The organism is Flavobacterium johnsoniae UW101, assembly GCF_000016645.1.
GTDB classification, from domain to species: domain Bacteria; phylum Bacteroidota; class Bacteroidia; order Flavobacteriales; family Flavobacteriaceae; genus Flavobacterium; species Flavobacterium johnsoniae.
This window is the reverse complement of sequence record NC_009441.1, coordinates 4886519-4911550: the sequence shown is the minus strand read 5'-3', so window position 1 is coordinate 4911550 and position 25032 is coordinate 4886519. Positions and strand designations below refer to the sequence as shown.

Genomic DNA, 25032 nt, shown 5'->3' with positions numbered 1-25032 from the left:
AAACCACACTAAAAATTAAAATTTCTCTTCAAAAATCTCGTGAAGGCCTATCATAAAAGGCATTCAAAAAAAATATTGGTCAGAATTTACGTTTAAAAAAAATATTTTTTTATGAAATATTTAAGAATTGATTTTGATATCAAATCTTTAATTTTCTTGTAAGTTTTTTACTTTTAATTGCATTTTCAGATATAAATGTGTAAGCTTTTTTTGTAGAAATTGAGTAAAGTTAATCTGCTCAAAAACAGTAACTAATTAGCATTATTTGCATTAAAAATAGATAAATTTTGTTTTTGATGCGTTTTCTTCGATTTTTAATTGAAAAGGCATTCTTCTATTTGATTATACTCAAACATTTTCTCTGTTTTTTCTATTTAGCTCACTTATTCTTTCAATTTTTTATTAATATTGTTTTTTTGAGTTGTTTTTTTTTAGATAATGCCATTAAAACAGGATAGAGCAGGACGGTTGTAATATATGATCGTTATATTTTTGGATTATTAAAAATAAATGTGTTTTTAACATTTAATTACAACGATTTCGTTTCTTTGAAATCTTAATAATTATTTAAGATGCATTTAAAACATGACTAACTAACAATAATAAACTAACCAAACAAAAAAGCATTTATGAAACAAGCACTTTTAAAGAGATGTAGTTTTCTTTTGTTTGCACTGATGAGTGTAATTACTTATGCTCAAACCGCAGGCACTCCAATTAAGATTACAGGTACAGTGACTGACAATTCAGGATTTCTTTTACCTGGTGTAAACGTAACTGAAAAATCGTCTAAAAACACTGTTACTACAGATTACAATGGTAAGTACCAAATTACAGTGAAGCCAGGAGCAACATTGGTTTTTTCTTTTATTGGTATGAAGAAAGTAGAAATTCCACTAGCAGGACGTACTACTCTTAATGCTAAATTACAAGAAGATTCTAATGAGTTAAATGATATTGTGGTTGTGGCATATGGTACTCAAAAGAAACAAAAATTAACAGGAGCGATTGCTACAATAAAACCAGATGAAATTCAGGATTTACCTGTTTCAAATTTAGGTGAATCTTTAAGAGGTTTAACTCCGGGATTAAATGTATCTGGTGGTTCTGGTCGTCCAGGGGTTGGAGCTGATGTCTCGATACGTCAATCTTTTGGTTTTTCTAAAGATGGAAACACTACTATTCCATTGATTGTAATTGATGATATGGTGCAGATTGATCCAACAACAGGATTAGCTACACTTGAAACATTTAATAGATTAGATCCTTCAGAAATTGAAAGTATTACAGTTTTAAAAGACGGTTCTGCTGCTATTTATGGTTCTCGTGCTTCTCAAGGAGCTATCATTGTAAAAACTAAAAGAGGTCAAGATGGTAAATTAAAGTTTAACTATTACAGCCAGTCAGCATTTAATGATGCTGTAAGTCATAGTAAAGTAATGAGTGCTTATGACCACGGAATTTGGAAAAACAGATTTTTGAATTCTAATCTTGATCCTGATAAATCTAAATATTTTTCTGCAGAAGAATTAGAGCAGATGAAAGGATTAGATTATAATTGGTTGAAAAAAGCATGGAAACCTGCTTTTCAACAAAGACACTCATTGAGTGCAAGCGGAGGAAATGATAAAGCGACATACTTTGCAGGTATAACTTATTTCGATCAGGGAGCAAATCTTGGTGAACAAGATTATAAAAAATGGAATTTCCGTACAGGTTTAACTGCTAAACTGGCTAAGGATTTTGAACTTTCTGCTGCAATTTCTGCAAATACAGTTGATACTAGAAAATCATTTTCTAAAGCTTCTGCAAACATCAGCGATTCAAGTTTTGGTGGAGCAGGAGGTGGAGAGCAGGCAGATTATGGATATTTACTGCATATGCCAAGATATATTCCATGGTCTACTACTGTAGAAGGTAAAGATTATTGGCTGTCTCCTATTGCTCGTACAGATCGAAACTTACAAAGTGCAAACGCAAATAATACTATTGCAGGATGGAATTATTTTGCAGGATTAGACAACGGTTATCAAATTGACGAAGAATTTTCATATAATGTGAATTTATCTTTGAATTATAAAGTTTCTTTTATTAAAGGTTTGTCACTTAAGGGAAGTTATGCCAGAAGCCAGTCAAGCGCTAATTCTGAGCAAGTACAATTACCATATGATTTAGCCAGAATTAGAAATTATGAAACAATAGGAAATCACCTGGCTGGCGCTGCAGATCCAACTATTTACAATTCAGTAACTAATCCAGCGGGAGATTATCTTATAGAAACTAATGTTAGAAACTCTAGAGTTTATTATAATACAGATGTTGATAAGGTAATTCAGGCAAACTTTTTTGCAAACTATGCAAGAACTTTTGGAGATCACAGTGTTGATGCAATGTTTGGTATTGAACGTTCAGAAGCTAACTATAAAAACACCAGATTGGCTTACGAAGGTACTTCAAAAGATTATTTAGGAAGTAATACAACTGCTGGTACAATTACAACAAACTCAATAGCAAATAAAGGAGAATCTGGAACATTTTCTTACTTAGGACGTGTAAACTACAGCTACAAAGACAAATATCTTTTGCAGTTACTTTTTAGAAGTGATGCTTCTACAAAATTTGCACCAGAAAATTATTGGGGATTTTTCCCATCAGCTCAGTTAGGATGGGTTGTTTCAAACGAAAAATGGTTTAAAGAAGCAGTTCCGGTTATTGATAATTTAAAACTACGTTATTCTATTGGTAAAACCGGAAAAGATAACATTAAACCATGGCGCTGGCTTGTTCTTTATGATGTTATTGCTGATAAGGGTAATCAATTTGGTTCAGCAGGAGGTACACTTGGAGGTGCAATTACGCCAAGAGCGACACCTAATCCAGATATTAAATGGGATGCAACAATCAAACAAAACTTTGGTATTGATGTGAGCTTATTAAAAAATAGACTTCAGCTTACTACAGATTTTTACTATGATAAATCTACAGATATGCTGATTAGTTTAGCTGGTGAAGCAGGAACTCCAATTTCTATTGGTGGTGCTTTTGCAGAACAAAATTATGCAGATGTAAATGCATGGGGAACAGAGATTAGCTTAACTTGGAAAGATAAAATTAAAAGAGATTTAAGCTATAACGTAGGAATCAACTTTGGTTTCTCAGATAATGAATATAAAAAATATCCAACAGCACCATCTCAACATCCATCGTTTAATACTATCGAAACAGGTTATTCAAGCTTTATGCCAGTATGGGGATTCAGAACTTGGAAAGGAACTTCGACAGGAGACGGTATTTTACGTACAGATGAAGATGTTACGAACTACTGGAATTATTTAGCGGCAAATGCAGCTGCAGTTGGCGGAGCTCCAAATTATTTGGGTATTAATAATGTTTCACAAATGAGAAAAGGTATGCTGGCTTATGAAGATGTTGGAGGAGCATATGATGGTACAACAAAAACTCAGGCACCTGCAGACGGACAGATTGCAAGACAATTAGATTATGTTAAATTAGCTAACAGTAACAGAACTTACGGATTCACTTCGAATTTAGGATTAAATTATAAATCTTTTTATTTTAGAACTCAGATAGCTACTACATGGGGAGGGTATAACTCAATCGACTTAGTACAACAAGGGACTGGATCTACTCAAAATGACTGGGGACATGAAGTTTTTTGGAAAGATATGTATGATGCTACTGATAATCCAAACGGAAAATATCCTAATATGGGACAACAAGGAACTGCTTTTGCTCCATCAGATTTTTGGGAACTTAGCAACTTTAGATGTGTAGTTAGAAATTTAACTGTAGGATTTGAATTGCCTCAAGAGCCTCTTAAAACAATTGGTGTACAAAGAGTTACTTTAGGAGTTACAGGAAATAACCTTTGGGATTTATATAATCCATATCCAAACCATTATCGTAATATGTACGATACATCTTCAGCAAGATATCCTACACTTAGAACATGGTCAGTTAATTTGAATGTAACATTCTAAAATTTAATCTTAAGAATTATGAAAACAAAATTTAATAAATATATATCACTGGCACTTTTACTTATTGTAGGTGCTTCGTGCAGCGATAATTTTTTAGAAGAGAAAAAGCAGTACAATTATTTTGATGATGAATTTTATCAAAGTGAAGAAAGAGTAAACTGGTATGTAAATAACGTATACTATGACTTTTTTGATGCTTACAAATCTCCAATGGGTACAGTAGTAGGTTCATTTGCTACAACTCAGGCTTCTTATACTGAAGAAGTGGGTGGAATATCAAATAATGCAAACGATAAAAGTTTTATCAACCCTAATTTTACCTGGGAAAATGCTGCTGATGCTTCTGCATACTATGGAACACCTTTAGCAGATGCTGTTAAAAACGAGCCTTACAATAGAATTAGAGATTGTAATTCTATGTTGGAAAATATAGATATTAAAGGAGCTAATTTGTCGCAGGTTTTCCGTAATCGTATAAAAGGACAGATGTATTATTTAAGAGCTATTCAGTATTTTGATTTAATGCGTACTTATGGCGGAGTTCCAATTGTAACTACAGTTGAAAATGCAACTAATAACAATCCTGCAACACAATTGCCTAGAGCTAAAGTTTCTGAAGTAGTAGCACAAATTGTAAGCGATTTAGATATGGCTGCAAGTTTATTACCTACTGCAGCAGAATGGGGAGCAGCAGAATACGGACGTTACACAAAAGGAGCTGCTTTGGCTCAAAAGTCAAGAGTTTTACTAACATATGCAAGCCCTTTATTTAATAAAAACTGGGAATCTCCAGAACGTTGGGATGCTGCGTTAAAAGCAGGATTAGAAGCGGAGACACAATTAATTGCTGCAGGACATAATTTATATGGAGCATCAGCAAGTGACTGGGCAAAGATGTTCTATATTTCTGATAATAGCTTCAATCCAGAAGCAATTACAGTTCGTTTATTAGCAAGCGGTACTACAAATCTTAATTCAAATAATTCATGGGAAAAATCTATTAGACTTGCGAGTCAGGGAGGTGCAGCTGGAAGTGGTGTGAAAGCTCCAAAAAGAATGATTGATTTATTTCCTATGGCTAACGGAAAAAGACCTACTGCAGCGAATCTATATGATCCATTCTTATTTTTTAAAGATCGTGATCCTCGTTTTTACAGAACTTTTGCATTCTCTGGAAGTTACTGGCCATATACAAACAGTGTTGCTAATACAACCACTCAACCTACTGTATGGGCATATCGCTGGTCTACTCCAGCTGCAAATACATTTGGATTTAGTATGGGTAATGATGTTCCAAGTCCTGCTTTTGTTCGTAAAATGTCAAGTCCTACAGTTGGTAATGCGAGTAACTTTCAATATTCAGGTACTGATATCATAGATTATCGTTTCGCTGAGTTATTGTTAAACATTGCAGAATGTTATGCAGCATTAGGGCAAACAAATAACACATTAGCCTATTTAGGCAGAATTAGAAATCGTGTTGGTATTCCTGCAGCAAACAATTATGGTATTGGAACTTTAGGAAATAAATACGAAGCAATCGAAGCATGTTTATATGAGCGTAGAGTAGAATTAGCATATGAAGGAAAACGTTTCTGGGATATTCAAAGATGGATGTTGTACAGTAATGATGCAGGAACTTGTTCAAAATTAGGACTAGAGCCAATTAATGGTACACAGCGCGTTGGTAATTACCTGCATTACAAAATTGGTAATAGTGCAGTTAATACTGATCCTTTAACATCTGCTCGTGCTTCTATATCGGTAGATCCGGATGCAGCTAACTTCCAGGCGCAAATTACAGCTTTAGCAGCTTTTTATACTACTAATTTTGAATTACGTTCACCTCCAACACCTATGGATAACATTGGTGGTACAGCAACTAATATCAACTTTAGACAGAACTATTATATTCAGGGATTAAGCCAGGCTGTATTAGCACAAAATCCATGGTTAAAGCAAACTGTTGGATGGAAAGATGCAAATGGTGCTTCTGGAACTTACGATTACCAAGAATAAACTTTATTTTATATCAAAAAAGAATTATATAGAACTTTTCACCTGTATTCGTCAAAAGATACAGGTGATTTGTTTAAAAAGAATTACCACAACTAGAAATTAACATGAAAAATTCCGCATTATTTATCGCATCATCTCTGCTTTTTTTAGGAAGTGCAAAATGTTTTGCTCAATATCCGAAGATAAGTCCAGAAGTTCAGGCTCAGGAAAAAGCTATCAAAGAAGAAGCTCAAAGACTTTCTGATGAAGCATGGACAAAAGCTTTAGTAGTTATTGAAGAAGAAGCAAAACATGGAAAACCTTATATTCCGTGGGCTGCAAGACCTACTGATTTACCTCAGGCAGAAATTCCTGCTTTCCCAGGTGCTGAAGGTGGTGGAATGTACACTTTTGGAGGACGTGGTGGAAAAGTTTACACAGTAACAAGTCTAGAAGACCGTGGACCAGGAACTTTACGTGAAGCTTGCGAACAAGGAGGAGCGAGAATAATAGTGTTTAATGTTGCCGGAATTATCAGATTAAAAAGTCCGTTGATTATTCGTGCGCCTTACATTACAATTGCAGGACAAACTGCTCCTGGCGATGGTATTTGCATTGCTGGAGAATCAACTTGGATTGATACGCATGACGTAATTATCAGACACGTGCGTTTCCGTCGTGGAGAAACTTTCGTAGGACGTCGTGATGATGCAATCGGAGGAAATCCTGTTGGAAATATCATGATTGATCACGTTTCTGCAACTTGGGGATTAGACGAAAACATGTCAATTTATAGACATATGTATAATCCAGGACCAGGTTATCCAGACATTAAAGTAGGAACGGTAAATATTACCATCCAAAACAGTTTATTTGGAGAAGCTTTGGATACTTACAATCACGCTTTCGGAAGTACTTTAGGTGGAGAAAACTGTTCTTTCATGAGAAATATGTGGGCAAACAATGCAGGAAGAAACCCTTCTATTGGTTGGAACGGAATTTTCAACTTTGTAAATAATGTAGTTTTCAACTGGTACAACAGATCTACAGATGGTGGAGATTATACGGCAAACTACAATATCATCAACAACTTCTACAAACCAGGTCCAGTAACCGATTTGACTCAGCCAATCAGTTATAGAATTTTAAAACCAGAATCGGGAAGAAGTAAATTGCCATATGTGGTTTTCGGAAGAGCTTACGTAAACGGAAATATTATTGATGGAAACGAAAAAGTGACTAAAGACAACTGGGATGGTGGAATTCAGCTAGAGAATAAAAAAGGGGAATTGATGACGTATGATGAAGCAAAAGAGTATTTTGCTAAAATGAAAACTGACAAACCTTTCCCAATGCCATGGTTCCGTCCATTCATGAAAGCAGACGAAGCATATGAGTTTGTATTGAAAAATGTTGGAGCAACGCTTCCAATTAGAGATAAAGTAGACGAAAGAATCGTTAGAACTGTAAAAACTGGAGTTCCGGAATACGCAAAAGGATTAGAGAAAAAAGAATTCTACCAATTCGAACACAGACGTTTACCGATGGATTCGTATAAAAAAGGTATCATTACCGATATTTCGCAAGTTGGAGGATATCCACAATACAAAGGAAAACCTTATGTAGATACAGATAAAGACGGAATGCCAGATGCATGGGAGAAAAAATATGGTTTAAATCCGAACGATCCATCTGATGCGCAAGGAGATTTAAATGGAGATGGATATACAAATATTGAAGATTACATCAACGGTGTAAATCCTGCAATAAAAGTTGACTGGAAAGATTTGGCTAATAACAAAGAAACATTAGTTAGACCTTTATTAGATTTAAAATAAGAAAAATAGAAATAATTATTTAACATATAGAAACATAGGTTTTTGTATGTGCAAAAGAATATAAAAAAGAAACATGTTTCTAACACATAGCTATGTTTGTTAATACAAGTGAAACGCCTTTAAACGTTACGAAAAACTATGTTTCTATGTGTTTAAAATAATTATACTAAAAAGGAAAAAATCATGGCACTAAATAAAATAAATGCTGGTTTATTATCGCTTGTTTTTGCATTTTCAACTTTAAATGCGCAGCAGCATTTAGATCCTGAATATGTAAAGATTACCAACGAAAGAGCTGGGAAAATCGTTACCAAATTAGATTTGAAAAACGAAGCAAAAGAAAAAGCAGTTTCAAATATAATAGCGCAGCAATTCAGAGATTTAACTGAAATCCAAGATGGAAGAGATGCTGAAATCAAAAAAGTAAAAGAAGATACTTCTTTAGCTAAAGAAAAGCAAAACGAAAAAATTGATAAACTGAAAGCAAAGGCAGACGAATCAATTGCAAAACTGCATAAATCTTATATCAAAAAATTAAGCAAAGAATTGTCTGAAGATAAAATCACTGAAGTGAAAGACGGAATGACTTATGGAGTTCTTCCTATCACAGTGGCAGGTTACAACGATATGCTTCCAAACTTAACGGCAGAACAAAAAGATTATATCTACAAAGCTTTAGTTGAAGCGAGAGAACATGCAATGGACGCAGGTTCTTCTAAAGAAAAACACGGCTGGTTTGGTAAATACAAAGGAAGAATCAATAACTATTTATCAAAACAAGGTTACGATTTAAATAAAGAAAGTAAAGACTGGCACGAACGTATTGAAGAGAGAGAAAAAGCTAAGAATTAGTACTTAGTGCCTAGTAATTAGTAATTAGTGATTAGTCCTTAGTAGCTAGTGCCTAGAGATTTAGTTATTTAAGAATTAAAATAATATGAGAACGCTAATTGCTAAGAACTAATGGATTAACAATCAATACAAAAGCTAATCACTAATTACTAAGAGCTAATCTCTAAAGAAAACTAAGGACTAGTCACTAATCACTAAGAACTAAAAAATGCAAAAGATTTTTCCAAACCATACTTTAAAAAGAACATTTATGGCGTTGTCATTTTGTTCTCTTGTTTCATCGGCATATGCCCAATATCCTGTAATTCCAAAACCTGTTCAGGAAAAAGCAGATGCTATTTTGGCTGATGAAGAAAAAAGGCTGAGCGAAATTTGGAATGCTAATGTTCAGATTATCAAAGAAGAAGCAAAACAAGGAAAACCTTATTTACCTTGGGCTTCGTATCCAAAAGATTTTGTTCAAGCAGATATTCCTGCTTTTCCAGGTGCTGAAGGAGGCGGAGCCTACACGCAAGGTGGACGTGGAGGGAAAATATTCGTAGTGACGAGTTTAGAAGATAGTGGAAAAGGAACTTTTCGCGAAGCTTGTGAAGCTGTTGGAGCAAGAACAATCGTTTTTAATGTTTCGGGAATTATCCATTTAAAAAGCAGAATCAGCATGCGTGCACCTTACGTGACAATTGCTGGACAAACTGCTCCAGGCGACGGAATTTGTATTGCAGGAGAAACTTTAGAAATTGATACACACGATGTTATAATCAGACACATGCGTTTTAGACGTGGTGCAACAGAAGTTACAAGAAGAGATGATGCGCTGGGAGGAAATGTAATCGGAAATACTATAATTGACCACTGTTCTGTAAGTTGGGGATTAGATGAAAATATTTCTTTATACAGACATCAATTTGCACCAAACGCTAAGTCGAAATTAGAGAAATTGCCTGCTTGTAATATCACGATTCAGAACACTATTTCAGCAGAAGGTTTAGATACGTATAATCACGCTTTCGGAAGTACAATCGGCGGATTAAATAGTACTTTTATGCGCAACTTATGGGCAGACAACATTTCTAGAAATGCTTCTATCGGAATGTATGGCGACTTTAATTTTGTGAATAACGTAGTATTCAATTGGTGGAATCGTACACTTGACGGAGGTGATTATCGTTCGATGTTAAATATCATCAACAATTATTTCAAACCAGGACCAATAACGCCTCAAAACGAGCCTATTTCGTATCGAATTGTAAAACCAGAATCTGGTTATATTGAACCAAAGCAATACGGAAGAGCTTACGTTTCAGGAAACTTTATTGTAGGTTCTCCTGAAGTAACGGCAGACAACTGGAATGGAGGAGTACAATTGGAAAACCTTCCAGAAGCGGAAACAAAAGAATTTTTAGCAGCAATTAAACAGCCAAAACCTTTTTCAATGCCAAAATTCAATATCATGTCGGCAGAAGAAGCTTATGATTTTGTTTTGACGAATGTTGGAGCAACAATTCCGAAAAGAGATGCTGTTGACGAAAGAATTATCAAGCAGGTTAAAACTGGAAAAATTGAAGTTAAAGACGGTTTAGAAAATTCAATTGGAAAAGAATATATCAAAAGAAGATTACCAGCCGATTCATATAAAAAAGGAATTATAACGCATCCAGACCAAGTTGGCGGATATCCAACTTACAAAGGAAAAGCATATAAAGACTCAGATAATGACGGAATTCCAGATGCTTGGGAGAAAAAATATGGCTTAAATCCAAATGATGCTTCAGATGCTAATAAAGATGCAAACGGAGACGGTTATACCAACATCGAGAAATATTTTAACGGAATCGATCCAAACAGTAAAGTTGATTGGACGAAAACGGAAAATAATACGGATACTTTAGCGAAATTAAAGTCTTTATTACAATAATTCAACATAAAGCATATACCCAAAGTTTGTCATTCCGACGAAGGAGGAATCACACTAGAAACTCCACAACAGTACGTAAATCCCGCGTGAGATTTGCTTCGCCTGTTCGCTATCGCTCGAGTTTCCTTCGTCGAAATGACAAAATTGTGGAAATGCTTAACTTTAGAAAATTGAAAAATATACTTAAAGTGAATTTCATTAAACAAAATATAATCCCTTCCTTCAAAAACACATTAGTGATAATGTGTTTTGCTATGTTTACATCTGGAAACATCACAGCCCAAAACAATTTCCCAGATATCATAAAAACCAAAGAAGGAAAACTTTCTTTCACAACCGATAGTCAAGGAAATCAAATCCCTGATTTTTCTTTTGTAGGATACAAAAACTCAGAAGTTGCCCTTCCAAATCTAGACAACAAAATTTTTGTTTCGAAACAAGAAGAAGACGCAACGCAGAAAATCCAAAATGCAATTGATTATGTAAGTTCTCTTAAACCAGATAAATCAGGGTTTCGTGGAGCAGTTTTGTTAGACAAAGGAACTTTCAAAATTAGTGGAACATTATACATTAGAAAATCGGGAGTTGTTTTAAGAGGAAGTGGCAATTCGGAAAACGGAACCGTACTTTTAGGAACAGGTTTAGAAAGAGAAGCTTTAATTAGAATTTTAGGCGTAAACGATAAAGTGTATAAAGATTCATTTGAATTCGCAAACGCTTATACGCCACTTGGAACGCAGAAAATCCAATTAAAAAATACATCAAAATTAAAAGTTGGCGACGAAATCGAAATCAGCAAACCTTTAACGGATAATTTCATTAAAGAAGTAAACATGCAGGATTTCGGCGGAGAAACCTCTTGGATTGGCTGGAAAAAGGGTGATTGGACGACAACTTGGAATCGTGTCGTAACCAAAATCAACGGAAACGAAGTAACGGTAAACGCTCCAATCACAATGTCTTTGGATGACGTTTTCGGAACTTCAAAAGTAACCGTTTATTCTTGGCAGGGAAGAATTGAAAATTCCGGAATTGAAAACATATTAATAAAATCAACTTACAATCCTTCAAACTTAAAAGACGAAGAACATAGATGGCAGGCTATCAGCATTGAAAACACCAGAAATGCTTGGGTTAAACAAGTTAATTTTAAACACTTTGCAGGCGGAGCTGTTACGATTTTAAAAACAAGTCAGCAAATTACAGTTGAAGATTGTATTGCTACAGAACCAATTTCAGAAATCGCATCATTCAGAAGACACACTTTTTATACTGAAGGTCAGCAGACTTTATTTCAGCGTTGTTATTCAGAATTTGGATATCATGATTTTGCCGTTGGCGGATTTGGAACAACTGGACCAAATGTGTTCGTGCAATGTGAATCACATTTGCCATTCGAAAACAGCGGTGCAATTGGAAGCTGGGCAACTGGAGTTTTATTTGACATTGCCAATATCGACGGAAAAGCATTAAGCTATAATAACAGAGAACAAGGTGGAAGAGGCGCTGGATGGACAGCAGCCAATTCTGTAATCTGGGAATCATCGGCATCAAAAGTAGAATGTTACAGTCCGCCAACAGCACAAAACTGGGCTTTTGGAGTTTGGGGACAATTTGGAGGAAACGGACATTGGAAAAACGTAAACGAACATATCAGTCCAAGAAGTTTATTCTACACACAACTAGAAGCTAGATTAGGAAAACTTCCAGTTCAGCCTTTTATCTACGATTTAGGTTCAGAAGCTTCTTCAAGCCCGAGTATAGAAGTTGCTGCAGAATTGACTAAAAACGCTGCTACAACGGCAAAAAGTTTACAAGAATTGATTGCAGAAGCTTCAAAAGGAAATCCGATTAATACAGACAGTAAAGGTTTAAAAAATGCAAACGATTTAAAAGTTGCATCAAATAAAACAGAAAAATCAACTTCTAAAGTAACTACAGAAAATGGCTGGTTAACTTTTGAAGGAAAAGTAATTGCAGGAAAACAAACCAATGTTGCTTGGTGGAGGGGTGATTTAACCGATGATTTCGTAAACAAATCAACACCGCATATCACTCGTTTTGTTCCAGGAAGAACAGGAAACGGATTGACAGACAAAGTTCAGGAAACTGTAGATAATCTAACTAAAAATAATATCGTTGCCTTAGAACACAATTACGGTTTGTGGTACGACAGAAGAATGGACGATCATGAACGTGTACGCCGAATTGATGATGATGTTTGGCCTCCGTTTTACGAACAGCCTTTCGCAAGAAGCGGGCAAGATCTAGCTTGGGATCATTTAAGTAAATACGATTTAACAAAATTCAACGATTGGTACTGGAGCCGTTTAGCGCAGTTTGCAACGCTGGCAGAACCAAACGGACAAATGTTAATCAATCAGCAATATTTTCAGCACAATATTTTAGAGGCTGGAGCGCATTGGGCAAGTTCGCCTTGGCGTTCAGCAAATAATATCAACAGTACAGGATTTCCTGAGCCACCGCCCTACGCAGGAGACAAACGTATTTTTATGGCGGAGCAGTTTTACGATATTACGAATGCTCAAAGAAGAAAATTACACGAAGGTTTCATCAGAAAATCATTTGAAAATTTTCAGGAAAACAGCAACGTAATTCAATTGACAAGTGCCGAGTATACAGGTCCGTTACATTTTATGGAATTCTGGTTAGACCAAGCCCAAAAATGGAAAGACGAAACAGGTAAAAAAGGATTAATTGGTTTAAGTGCTACAAAAGACGTTCAGGATGCTATTTTAAATGATGCTAAAAGAGTAAAAACAGTTGATTTAATTGACATTCGTTATTGGTATTACAAAGAAGATGGTTCAGCATACGCTCCGCAAGGAGGCGTAAATTTAGCACCGAGACAGCACGCCAGAAAACTAAAAACCGGAAAAGAAACAGATAATCAAGTATATCGCGCCGTTCGTGAATACCGAGAAAAATATCCAGAGAAAGTCATTTTATATTCAACAGATGGTTCTTCAAGATTTGGATGGCCGGCTTTAATGGCGGGAGCTTCATTGCCAAATATTCCGAAAATCGAATTGCCTCAGTTTTATACCGCTTTAAGCGAAATGAAATTAGTTGACGGAAATACGTTTTCAGACAATCTTTGGAAACTGGAAAATAAGGGAAAAAGCTATCTTATTTATGTAAAAAATGACCAAGATATTACAATCGATTTAGAAAACGAAAAAGGAACATTTGAAGTATTTGCAATTAATGCAACAACAGGAAATATAACGAAAAAAGCAAATATCAGCGGAGGAAAACAAGTGACAATTCCACAAGCTGAAATAAAAGAAAAGGTGCTTTTTTTAATTAAGAAATAGTTAGCCACAGATTTCACAGATTAAAAGGATTAAAAATAAAATCTGCCTAATCTGTGAAATCTGCGGGAAAAAATATAAAGACAAAGCTTGGGAAATCCATTAAATCAGTGAAATCTGTGGCAAAAAAATAAGAACACAATTCAAAAACAAACCAAAATGAATCTGAAAATTAAATCTTTATACGCTCTTTGTATAAGCTTTATGTTTACAGCACAAAGCGGATTTTCGCAATCTGCCAAAACAAAAGCATCTCTGCCTGAAATCAAAGTATCTAAAAATCAGCATTATTTTGTTACCGAAAACGAAAAACCATTCTTCTGGCTTGGCGACACGGGCTGGCTGGCATTCGGAAAACTGGACAGAGCAGGAATTGAGAAATATTTTAAAGACAGAAAAGAGAAAGGATTTAATGTCGTTCAGGTAATGGTTTTGCACAATATAAATGCGGTTAACGTGTATGGCGATGCAGCTTTAATCAACGAAGACGTTTCAAAGCCTTTAATCACAGCAGGAAATGATTTCAAAGATGCAAAGCAATACGATTACTGGGATCATGTAGATTACACTTTAGATGTGGCTCAGAAAAACGGAGTTTATCTTGCTATGGTTCCGGTTTGGGGAACAAATGTTTCAAAAGGAAATAAAGTAAGCAAAGAACAGGCAGCTGAATATGCGAAGTTCTTAGCTAACCGATATAAAAACAGAACCAACGTAATTTGGTTAAACGGAGGAGACACACATGGAAATGAATTTCAGGATATCTGGAATGCCATTGGAAATACTTTAAAAACCAACAATCCAAATCAGTTAGTGACGTTTCACCCGTTTGGAAGAACCGACTCTTCAGAGAACTTCCACAACGAAAAATGGCTGGATTTCAATATGTTCCAATCAGGACACAGAAGATACGATCAGGATTCTATAAAAACAAATTTCAAAGAAGACAATTACAAATTCGTTCTAAGAGATTTCGAATTAAAACCAACAAAACCAACTCTTGACGGAGAACCATCATACGAAGGAATTCCACACGGTTTGCACGACACTTTACAGCCAAAATGGACCGCAAACGATGTTCGCCGTTACGGATATTGGTCAGTACTTTCAGGTGGTGCAGGTTATACGTACGGACATAACGCTGTAATGCAAATGTTCAGAAAAGGCGATAAACCAGCTTACGGAAACAAAGAATTATGGACATCAGCCATCAGTGCGCCAGGAGCAAAACAAATGGTTTATATTAAGAAATTAATGGAAGAAGTGCCATTTTTAGAAGGAGTTCCAGATGTTTCTTTAGTGGTGAATCAAGGGGAGAAATACGATTATATTCCGGCTATAAGAGGCGAAAAATACGCTTTATTATACACTTACAATGGAAGAATAATAGAAGTAAAACTAGGAAAAATTGCTGGAGATAAATTCGAAGCGACTTGGTATAATCCAAGAAATGGAAAGAAAACTAAAATCGGAACATTTGATAATAAAGGAACTCAAAATTTTCAGCCAGAAGGAAAAAAGGAAGATGGTAATGACTGGGTTTTGATTTTGAAATCTACTAAGTGATTAGTGAAAAGTAAAAAGTAATTAGTGAAATGCAATTTGTGAATATAGAATCACGAATTATCCACAATCTTGTCATTTCGACGAAGGAGAAATCTTCGTTAGTAGCTCCGTATAGTTGAGCAACTTTGTAGAGTTTCTTGTGAAGATTTCTCCTTCGTCGAAATGACAAAAAATGAGAGTAAAAATCTGTGCTAATCATTTTAATCTGTGGCAAAAGAAAAAAACAAACTATGAAAAACATACTAATAATACTCTGCTTCATAACTGGATTGAACACCACTTTCGCAAACGACGGCTGGTTAAACATCTTAAAAGAAGGAGGAAATAACAAAGGAATAAAATGCACTCAAGCCATTCAAAATGCCATCGAAAAAGCATCTAAAAACGGCGGAGGAACCATCTTTTTTCCAGCAGGAGAATATTTAACAGGAGCTTTAACACTAAGAAGCAACATTACGATTCATTTAGATTCTGGAGCACTTTTAAAGTTTTCAGAGAACTTCGATGATTTCCTTCCTTACGTAGAAATGCGTTACGAAGGAATTGTAATGAAGAGTTTCCAACCTTTATTTTATGCTAAAGATGTACAAAATATCACTATTACAGGAAGAGGCGTAATCGACGGACAAGGAAAAGCGTGGTGGAATGAAGTGTACCGAATCGAAACGGCTAAGGAACCACTTCCTCCAACTAAATATCAAACTATGTGGGAAGAGCAAAATAAAGGCCTTTACACAGAACCATATTACAAAAGAACGGTTGATAAAAAGTTTTTCAGACCTTCTTTCTTTCAGGCTTATAATTGCAAAAATATTTTAATAGAAGGTGTAACCTTTCAAAATTCACCTTTTTGGACAATCAACCCGGAATTCTGTGATAATGTAACTGTTACGGGAATTTCGATTTTCAATCCACATTCACCAAATACAGATGGAATCAATCCTTCTTCTTGTACCAATGTTCACATTTCAAACTGCCATATCAGCGTTGGCGATGATTGTATCACGATTAAATCAGGAAGAGACGGTGACGGACGTAAATATGGGAAAGCGACAGAAAATGTAACCATTACAAACTGTACGATGTTAAGTGGTCACGGCGGTGTTGTTATTGGTAGTGAAATGTCGGGTGGAATCAAAAAAATCACAATATCGAACTGTGTTTTTGATGGAACAGATCGCGGAATCCGTATCAAATCGGCTCGCGGAAGAGGAGGAGTTGTAGAAGATATTCGCGTCGATAATATCGTCATGAAAAACATCAAAGAAGAAGCTATCGTTTTGAGCCTTTTCTACGATAAAGGAACTCAGGTTGAACCTGTAACCGAGAAAACGCCGATTTTCAGAAACATTCATATGAGCAACATTACAGCTTCAAACGTAAATAAAGCAGGACAGATTTTGGGAATCACCGAAATGCCAATTCAAAACATCACTTTTTCTAACATCAATATGGATGGAAAAGAAGGTTTTACAGTAAGTACGGCGACAGATGTTGAATTCCATGATGTAAAAGTGAATGCAACTGTAGGTTCGTCTTTCAAAATATCAGATTCAAAAAATATTATTTTAGACAATGTTGGATCTTCAACACCAATAAAAGGAGTTCCCGTTATCAAATTAGATAATGTTTCAAATGCGTTGATCAACAATAATTTTCCATTCAATCCAACCGATATTTTTATCGAGGCGGATGGGAAAGACACTAAAAACATTTTCTTGAAAAACAATGTTTTAAACAACGTAACAACGAAAATCAAAAAAGGAGCTTCTTTAGATAAAAAAGCAATTGCAGAATAATGCGTTCCTGCAAGGTTTTCAAAACCTTGTAGGTTTAGTTTGTGCACATAGAAATACCTACGAGGTTTTGGAAACCTCGCAGGAAAAGAAAACAAGAAATGAAAAAAATATTCATCATAATAACCCTTTCACTTTTCGCGATTAGTTATTCGCAGAAAAAGAAAGATTTATATCTTTTTACGTCGTTTAGAGAACCTGCAACAGAAGGTTTATATTTGGCCTATAGCGAAGACGGTTACAATTGGAAAGGATTAGTAGGATCATTTTTAAAACCCGAAATCGGAGCCAGCAAAATTATGCGTGATCCGTCCATCACAAAAGGAGCAGACGGAACCTATCACATGGTTTGGACAACAGATTGGAAAGGTGGGAACGGTTTTGGATATGCAAGTTCAAAAGACCTGATTCATTGGTCGCAACAGGAATATATTCCAGTAATGAAAAACGAACCAGAAGTGGTAAACGTTTGGGCGCCGGAGATTTTTTATGATGATGTCAAAAAAGAATACATTATTATTTGGGCATCAACAATTCCGTTCCGATTTGAAAAAGGAGTTGAAGAAGAGAAAAATAACCACAGAATGTATTATGTAACGACAAAAGATTTTAAAACTTTTTCAGATACAAAACTATACTACGATCCAGGTTTCAGTGTAATTGATTGTGTGATTGTCAAAAAAGGAAAGAAAGATTATGTTTTGGTTTTGAAAGACAATACAAGACCCATGCGAAACATAAAAGTAGCTTTCGGGAAATCGCCTTTAGGTCCGTTTGAAAAGAGTTCTGAACCGTTAACAGAATATTTATCAGAAGGCCCGACAGTAGTGAAAGTCGATAAAAACTGGTTATTGTATTATGATAATTACGGTTCAAAAAATTATAAAGCGTTAAGCACAACAGATTTTGTTCATTTTGAAGATGTATCATCCAAAATAAGCCTTCCCGAAGGACACAAACACGGAACGATTACAACAATCTCTGAAGACGTTTTAAAAGGATTAATTGAAAGAAAATAAAAGAATTTATTCTCAAAAAGGCTCTTTTGCCTGAACAGAATATTTTAAAATTATTTTTATCAGCAAAAGCCCCAGAGGGGTAAAATATTTATAGAAATTCAATAAGGGATATGAAAAAAGCTCCAGCGGAGCGATATATATATTATAGATTATGAAAAAAATATGTCACTCCTCCGGAGCTTTATATTGTAGACATTCATTCTTTGCTATAAATATTTCGCTTCTCCGAAGCTTACAAAATGAAGCTTCCTTTTTAGACAGCTTTTTTATTCAGGATTAAAAAAATAAAATATCAATGATTACTTTCCAAAACATAAAAACCAACATTATCACAGCCACAATTATATTGGCTTGCACCGCTGTAAATGCACAAAACGACACTGTGCGTTATGTTGGAAAAACACTTTCAAACATTGATTACCATCACGGACAATTAAGCCCCGCGGTTGGAGTTCACGCCACGCAAATCATGCGTGCAAGCCGCGAACATCCTGAAAAAGCGGATGGTTTTGGATGGACATACAATCACCAGCCGATGATGGCTTATTGGAATAATACATTTTATTTACATTATTTAAGCGATCCTTCGGGCGAACATATTCCGCCAAGCCAAACTTTATTAATGACTTCTAAAGATGGTGTAACGTGGACAAAACCAGAAGTTATTTTTCCAATTTATAGAATTCCTGACGGATGGAAGAAAGAAGGCGTTGAAGGCGTTGCTAAAAATCTTGATGCAATTATGCACCAAAGAATGGGCTTTTATACCTCAAAAGACAACCGACTTTTTGCGTTAGCGTATTACGGAATTGCAATGGATGAAAAAGATGATCCAAACGATGGAAAAGGAATTGGACGCGTCATTCGTGAAATCAAGAAAGACGGTAGTTTCGGCGAAATCTATTTCATTAGATACAACAAAACTTGGGACAAATCGAAATCGAAATTCCCATTTTATACCGCATCAAAAGATAAAGGTTTGAAAAAGGCTTGTGAAGAAATTTTATCAGAACCATTGGTTTTACAGCAATGGGTGGAAGAAGCCGATCGTGACGATGAATTGATTCCGTTACAAAAACCATATAAAGCGTTTAGTTATTATCATTTACCAAACGGAAATGTAGTGGGTTTATGGAAACATGCTTTAACTTCTATTAGTAAGGATGGAGGAAAATCATGGGATTATATGCCGTTGCGTGCTCTTGGATTTGTAAACAGCAATGCTAAAATCTGGGGACAAAAAACGTCAGACAATCGTTATGCAACGCTTTATAACCCGTCAGAATATCGTTGGCCTTTGGCAATTTCAACAAGTGATGATGGATTAAATTATAAAGATTTATTATTAGTTCATGGAGAAGTTAGTCCGATGCGTTACGGCGGAAACTACAAATCGGCAGGTCCTCAATACGTTCGTGGAATTACAGAGAAAAATGGAACTCCGCCAGACGGAAAAATCTGGGTAGGATACAGTATGAATAAAGAGGATATTTGGGTGGCATCGATTCCCGTTCCTGTAACTTCTGTGGTTACCGAAAATGTAAATGATGTTTTCAATAATCTTCCAGACGGACAAGAATTAAAATTGTGGAATACGTATGACCTTTCTTGGGCATCAACCAAAATCGAAAAGAAAGTCGATGGTAAAAAATGGCTGACGTTAAGAGATCAGGATTATTTTGATTATTCTCGTGCTGAAAGAGTGATTCCTTTCGCATCAAAAATGGAAGCGGTTTTCACCGTAAAACCAGAGCAAAACAATCACGGTTTATTGCAGGTTGAATTCCAAAATAAACAAGGCTTGCCTTCTGTAAGATTGATTTTTGATTCGGATGGAGAATTAAAGGTAAAAAATGGTGCGCGTTTGAGTTCGGTTACAAAATACGAAGCAAACAAAGCATATACAATCACAGTTAAATTAGATGCTAAAAACCGTCAGTACACTATAAAAGTAAACGATGGAAAAGAATCAACAAAGATATTTTATGCGCCAACAGACGGTTTTGAGCGAATTATGTTCCGCACAGGAGAACAGAGACATTCGCCAGATCCGGACACAGCACCGGACACAGACGATTATGACGACCTGCCTCAAACAGGAAAATTAATTCCAGAAGCAGTATTCAATATCGAATCTTTGATAACTAGAAAGTTGTAAAAATTATGGAACACAGATGAGACGGATTCGCTACCGCGAAGACGCAGATTAACACAGATTTTATATTTTAGAGTAAATAAAAAAATCCGTTTTATCCACGTCTTTACGAAGTAAATCCGTTTTATCCGCGTTCAATTTTAAAAGTTAGAATGAAGAATTTCAAAAACATATTATTAGGACTTAGCTTTTTAATCACGTTCATTTCAAATGGGCAAATTCTACCTGTACGTTTAACAACAGAAATGGCCGAAAATCCATTAGCAGTTATCGAGAATCAGCCGAAATTTAGCTGGCAATTGATTTCAAAAGAATCCGATGTATCGCAAGTTGCTTATTTGATTTTAGTAGCTTCATCAGAAGAAAAATTGAACAATGACGATGGAGATATTTGGAACAGCGGAAGAGTTAATACCGACAAAAACCTGCATATTGTTTATAGCGGAAAACCATTAAAAAGCGAAACCAAATATTTCTGGAAAGTTAAGGTTTGGAATCAATTAGGGAAGATTTCAAAATGGAGCAAAACAGCTTCGTTCAGAACCGCTTCGTTAGAATCAGATTTAAATCCGATTTGGATTGGAGCGATTACCAAAGCCGATAGCCATTTGCCAGAAGGAAGAAATTATCACACAGCCACTTTCAACAGAGAAAAAAAGATGTCCTTTATCAATGCTTCCGATTCTTTGGCAAGAAGAAGTATTATGTTGCGTAAACCTTTCGAAGTTGAAAAAGCAGTCAAAGAAGCTGTCGTTTATATTTCAGGTTTAGGACATTACGAATTAACTATCAACGGGAAAAAAGTGGGTAACAGCCAATTTGCTCCTTTGTGGACCGATTACGATAAAACGGTTAATTACAATGTTTACGAATTAAGTGCAAAAGAATTTCAAAAAGGTGATAACGTAATTGGTGTTTTGTTAGGAAACGGAATGTACAATACGCTTGCCGAAAGATATACTAAATTCTTCGTGAGTTTTGGTCCGCCAACTTTATTCTTTAAAATGAAAATCAAATATAATGATGGTTCAGAAGAAATTATAAAATCAGATAGAACTTGGAAATACAGCAAAAGTCCGATTACTTATAACAGTATTTTTGGCGGAGAGGATTACAATGCTAATTTAGAACAAAAAGACTGGAATCGTAAAGGATTCAAAGATAGAGATTGGAAAAAAGTAGTCATTCAAGAAGCGCCAAAAGGTATTTTAAGACCACAGACTGCTCCGCCGGTTACCATTCAGAAACAATACGAAGTTAAAACCGTAAAAGAACTGAAACCAAATTTCTATGTTTTTGATATGGGACAGAATCTTTCAGGATTTCCAACCATCAAAGTAAAAGGAAAAAGAGGACAGACGATTCGTGTTTGGGTGGCCGAAGGTTTAAATGAAGAGGGAACAATAGCGCAGGGGAGATCAGGAAAACCATATTATTACGATTATACTTTAAAAGGGAAAGACGTAGAAGAATGGACGCCAAAATTCAGTTTCTACGGTTATCAATATGTTCAAATTGAAAACATTAATTATAAAGAAGATAAGAATAAAGAATTTCCAACTTTAGTAGATTTAAAATCGAATTTTATTTACAATTCCGCAGGAGAAGCGGGAAGTTTTGCCTGTTCAAATGAGATTTTCAATAAAACGCATGAACTGATTAATAACTCGATCAAAAGCAATTTCCAAAGCGTTTTTACCGACTGTCCGCAACGTGAAAAGTTAGGCTGGCTGGAAGAAATTCAGTTGAATGGTCCGAGTTTAATGTTCAATTATAACTTGCAGACTTTCCTTCCGGCAACGATGCAGAATATTTCTGATTCACAAAGAGAGAACGGTTTAATTCCGACAATTGTTCCTGAATATGTCATTTTTGGAGGCGATTTTACCGATTCTCCAGAATGGGGTGTAACAGGCGTAATTCTGCCTTGGATGTATTATGAATATTACGGAGATGCTTCATTATTAGAGAAATATTTTCCTGTAATGAAAAACTACGTGGATTATTTAGGAACGAAAGCAACAAACCATATCGTTTCGCACGGATTGGGCGATTGGTACGATTACGGAACACATCCTGCGGGATATTCTAAAAATAGTCCGATTGCGCTTTCTGCGACTTCTCATTACTACTATGGCGCTTTTTTAGTTGCAAAAGCATCAAAATTATTAGGTAAAACTGAAGATTTTGAGAAATATAATACGTTGGCTTCTGAGATTAAAACGGCTTTCAATGCGGCATTTTTTAACGAAGAAACCAAACAATACGGAACAAGTAGTCAGTTTAGCAATGCCGTTCCGATATTTATGGATATCGTAGAACCGCAATATAAAGAGGCAGTAATGCAGAATTTACTAGCTGATATCAAAGAAAAAGGCGATCGTTTGACAACGGGAGATGTTGGAAATCGTTACTTATTTCAAACATTGGCAAGAAACGGCGAAAATGAAACCATGTACAGAATGCACAATCATTACGATGCGCCGGGTTATGGTTTTCAGATTAAATTTGGATTGACCACTTTAACGGAACAATGGGATCCGAGAAAAGGAAATTCGTGGAATCATTTTATGTTAGGACAAATTGAAGAATGGTTTTATCAAAGTTTAGCCGGAATTATGTCTGATCCTGAAAAGCCAGGATTCAAACATTTCTTTATTCAGCCAGAAGTGGTTGGCGATATGACTTTCGCGAAAGCGGACTATCAATCGGTTTACGGAAAAATTGCTTCTTCATGGGAAAAGAAAGACGGCAAGTTTATTTTGACCGTTCAAATTCCAGTAAATACGACAGCAACAATAAAATTGCCAGTTGCTAAAAATTCAGAAATAAAAATGGATGGTAAAAGGGTTAGAGCAGGTTTTGATGAAAAAGCTCAAAAGCCTGTTTTAGAATTAGGATCTGGAATTTATACAATAGAATGCACAATATAATGGAACGCGGATGACGCAGATTCGCTATCGCGAAAACGCTGATAGACACGGATTTTTTTATTTGTTTTAGGGAAAAGAAAATCCGTTTTAATCCGCGTCTTTACGAAGTAAATCCGTTTCATCAGCGTACCAACACACAACAATATTAAAATGAAAAAAATAAAATACATCTTCTTAGTTTCCATTTTTGCTTTGACATTTGCCAATGCGCAAAGCACTTCTGATACTAATTTTAGAAAGCCAGTATCAGAAACATTGAAAAAAATAGAAACTCTTTTTAGTGTAACGATCAACGACGACAGAGGTTTATTAAAAGGAAAAGAACTGGATTATTCCGATTGGAGAATTGAACCTGGAAATCTGCCACTTTCGCTGACTAATATTCTAGCGCCGTTTGAATTGATGTATTTTAAACAACCCGATGGAACCTACATCATACGCAAGTATGAAAACCATAAAGTTTCGGTAGATAAAGGAAAGGAACGCTTGTTTTACTTAGAAAGCCTTTACTCAACCAAGGAAGAATGGGAAAAACGTAAAACGGAGTTAAAAGCTTGTATGATTGAATCATTTGGTTTGGATAAGGCGCCCCCTACACCAAAGTCTAAACCACTTTTAACTCCAAAAAGAATTTATAAAGATTACAGTGTCGAAAATATTGCATTGGAAATTTTGCCTGGTGTTTATGCGACAGGATCGATTTACAAACCATATCCGTTAAATAAAAAAGCAGCTGTTATTTTAACTCCTGACGGACATTTTGGCGACGGAAGATATAGAAAAGACGAACAATATCGTTGTGCAATGATGGCAAAAATGGGCGCAATTGTGGTAGGTTACGATTTATTTGCTTGGGGAGAATCGTTACTACAATTTCCAGAAGAAACACATAGAAACAGCATTGCATCTACGGTTCAGGTTTTAACTGGAATTCGTTTATTGGATTATTTGGCAACAGTTAAGGATGCTGATATGACAAGAGTTGGCGTTACTGGAGGTTCTGGTGGAGGATCGCACACGATGTTTTTAGCCGCAATTGATGACAGAGTAAAAGTTTCAGCTCCAGTTGTAATGGTTTCTTCTCATTTCTCAGGCGGTTGTCCATGCGAAAGTGGTCGTGGAATTCACCTTTGTGGAAACGGAACAAACAACGCCGAAATCTCTGCAATGATGGCGCCAAAACCACAATTGATTGTTTCTGATGGAAAAGACTGGACTTTGGCAGTTCCGGAATTGGAATTTCCTTTTATCCAAAGAACGTATGAATTATACGGAAAGAAAGATTTAGTCGAAAATGCACATTTTGGAAAAGAAGGCCATGATTTCGGAATCTCGAAACGTATGGCTTTGTATCCGTTTATGGCGAAATATTTAAATCTAGATTTGGATAAAGTGAAGAACGACAAAGGCGAAATCGACGAATCGACTTGTGTAATTGAACCAAAAGAAAAGTTGTTTGTTTTTGGAGATAAAGGTGAAAAACTGCCGAAAAACGCTTTGAAAGACATCAACAAATTATATGAAATGTTTGGAGAAAAAAATCTGAAAGTTTACGAGGTTAAGAAGTAATAGAGTTTGCCACGAATTACACGAATTGGCACGAATTATTTTTTTACCACAGATT

The 25032-nt window shown here is 35.6% G+C and carries 12 protein-coding genes; all 12 read left to right on the top strand.

The features are described 5' to 3' along the window. Positions 1–629 precede the first annotated feature (629 nt). Complete coding sequence (locus FJOH_RS21170) at positions 630–4001, top strand: SusC/RagA family TonB-linked outer membrane protein (RefSeq protein ID WP_012026069.1); 3372 nt, start codon at positions 630–632, stop codon at positions 3999–4001. Between the two features lie 18 nt (positions 4002–4019). After that, complete coding sequence (locus tag FJOH_RS21165; protein WP_012026068.1) at positions 4020–6020, top strand: RagB/SusD family nutrient uptake outer membrane protein; 2001 nt, start codon at positions 4020–4022, stop codon at positions 6018–6020. 104 nt (positions 6021–6124) lie between these two features. Continuing rightward, positions 6125–7837 (top strand): polysaccharide lyase, encoded by a 1713-nt coding sequence (locus FJOH_RS21160; protein WP_012026067.1) that lies wholly within the window; start codon positions 6125–6127, stop codon positions 7835–7837. 183 nt (positions 7838–8020) lie between these two features. Further along, complete coding sequence (locus FJOH_RS21155; RefSeq protein WP_012026066.1) at positions 8021–8689, top strand: DUF3826 domain-containing protein; 669 nt, start codon at positions 8021–8023, stop codon at positions 8687–8689. Between the two features lie 208 nt (positions 8690–8897). Then, entirely contained in the window at positions 8898–10604 is a 1707-nt protein-coding gene (locus FJOH_RS21150) for a polysaccharide lyase (protein WP_012026065.1), read from the top strand. A 170-nt stretch (positions 10605–10774) separates the two neighbouring features. Next, positions 10775–13942 (top strand): DUF6298 domain-containing protein, encoded by a 3168-nt coding sequence (locus FJOH_RS21145; protein ID WP_235023061.1) that lies wholly within the window; start codon positions 10775–10777, stop codon positions 13940–13942. 156 nt (positions 13943–14098) lie between these two features. Then, positions 14099–15505: a glycoside hydrolase family 140 protein gene (locus FJOH_RS21140; protein ID WP_012026063.1), complete on the top strand. Its 1407-nt coding sequence runs from the start codon at positions 14099–14101 to the stop codon at positions 15503–15505. 230 nt (positions 15506–15735) lie between these two features. Then, positions 15736–17304 (top strand): glycoside hydrolase family 28 protein, encoded by a 1569-nt coding sequence (locus FJOH_RS21135; RefSeq protein ID WP_012026062.1) that lies wholly within the window; start codon positions 15736–15738, stop codon positions 17302–17304. Between the two features lie 98 nt (positions 17305–17402). Further along, on the top strand, positions 17403–18320 hold the full coding sequence (locus FJOH_RS21130) for a glycoside hydrolase family 43 protein (protein WP_012026061.1): 918 nt from the start codon (positions 17403–17405) through the stop codon (positions 18318–18320). Positions 18321–18615: 295 nt separating this feature from the next. Beyond that, positions 18616–20478, top strand: a complete 1863-nt coding sequence (locus tag FJOH_RS21125; RefSeq protein WP_012026060.1) for a sialidase/neuraminidase family protein — start codon at positions 18616–18618, stop codon at positions 20476–20478. A 149-nt stretch (positions 20479–20627) separates the two neighbouring features. Beyond that, positions 20628–23408 (top strand): glycoside hydrolase family 78 protein, encoded by a 2781-nt coding sequence (locus FJOH_RS21120; RefSeq protein WP_012026059.1) that lies wholly within the window; start codon positions 20628–20630, stop codon positions 23406–23408. Positions 23409–23558: 150 nt separating this feature from the next. Beyond that, the gene (locus FJOH_RS21110) at positions 23559–24977 is read left to right on the top strand and encodes an acetylxylan esterase (RefSeq protein ID WP_012026058.1); all 1419 of its coding nucleotides are present in this window, start codon (positions 23559–23561) and stop codon (positions 24975–24977) included. The last annotated feature ends 55 nt before the right edge of the window (positions 24978–25032 follow it).

Excerpts from the sequence above, each read along its gene's own strand:
- FJOH_RS21150 (WP_012026065.1), top strand. The coding sequence starts at position 8,898 with ATGCAAAAGATTTTTCCAAACCATACTTTAAAAAGAACATTTATGGCG.
- FJOH_RS21120 (WP_012026059.1), top strand. The coding sequence starts at position 20,628 with ATGAAGAATTTCAAAAACATATTATTAGGACTTAGCTTTTTAATCACG.
- FJOH_RS21140 (WP_012026063.1), top strand. The coding sequence starts at position 14,099 with ATGAATCTGAAAATTAAATCTTTATACGCTCTTTGTATAAGCTTTATG.
- FJOH_RS21110 (WP_012026058.1), top strand. The coding sequence starts at position 23,559 with ATGAAAAAAATAAAATACATCTTCTTAGTTTCCATTTTTGCTTTGACA.
- FJOH_RS21135 (WP_012026062.1), top strand. The coding sequence starts at position 15,736 with ATGAAAAACATACTAATAATACTCTGCTTCATAACTGGATTGAACACC.
- FJOH_RS21125 (WP_012026060.1), top strand. The coding sequence starts at position 18,616 with ATGATTACTTTCCAAAACATAAAAACCAACATTATCACAGCCACAATT.
- FJOH_RS21130 (WP_012026061.1), top strand. The coding sequence starts at position 17,403 with ATGAAAAAAATATTCATCATAATAACCCTTTCACTTTTCGCGATTAGT.
- FJOH_RS21165 (WP_012026068.1), top strand. The coding sequence starts at position 4,020 with ATGAAAACAAAATTTAATAAATATATATCACTGGCACTTTTACTTATT.
- FJOH_RS21160 (WP_012026067.1), top strand. The coding sequence starts at position 6,125 with ATGAAAAATTCCGCATTATTTATCGCATCATCTCTGCTTTTTTTAGGA.
- FJOH_RS21155 (WP_012026066.1), top strand. The coding sequence starts at position 8,021 with ATGGCACTAAATAAAATAAATGCTGGTTTATTATCGCTTGTTTTTGCA.
- FJOH_RS21170 (WP_012026069.1), top strand. The coding sequence starts at position 630 with ATGAAACAAGCACTTTTAAAGAGATGTAGTTTTCTTTTGTTTGCACTG.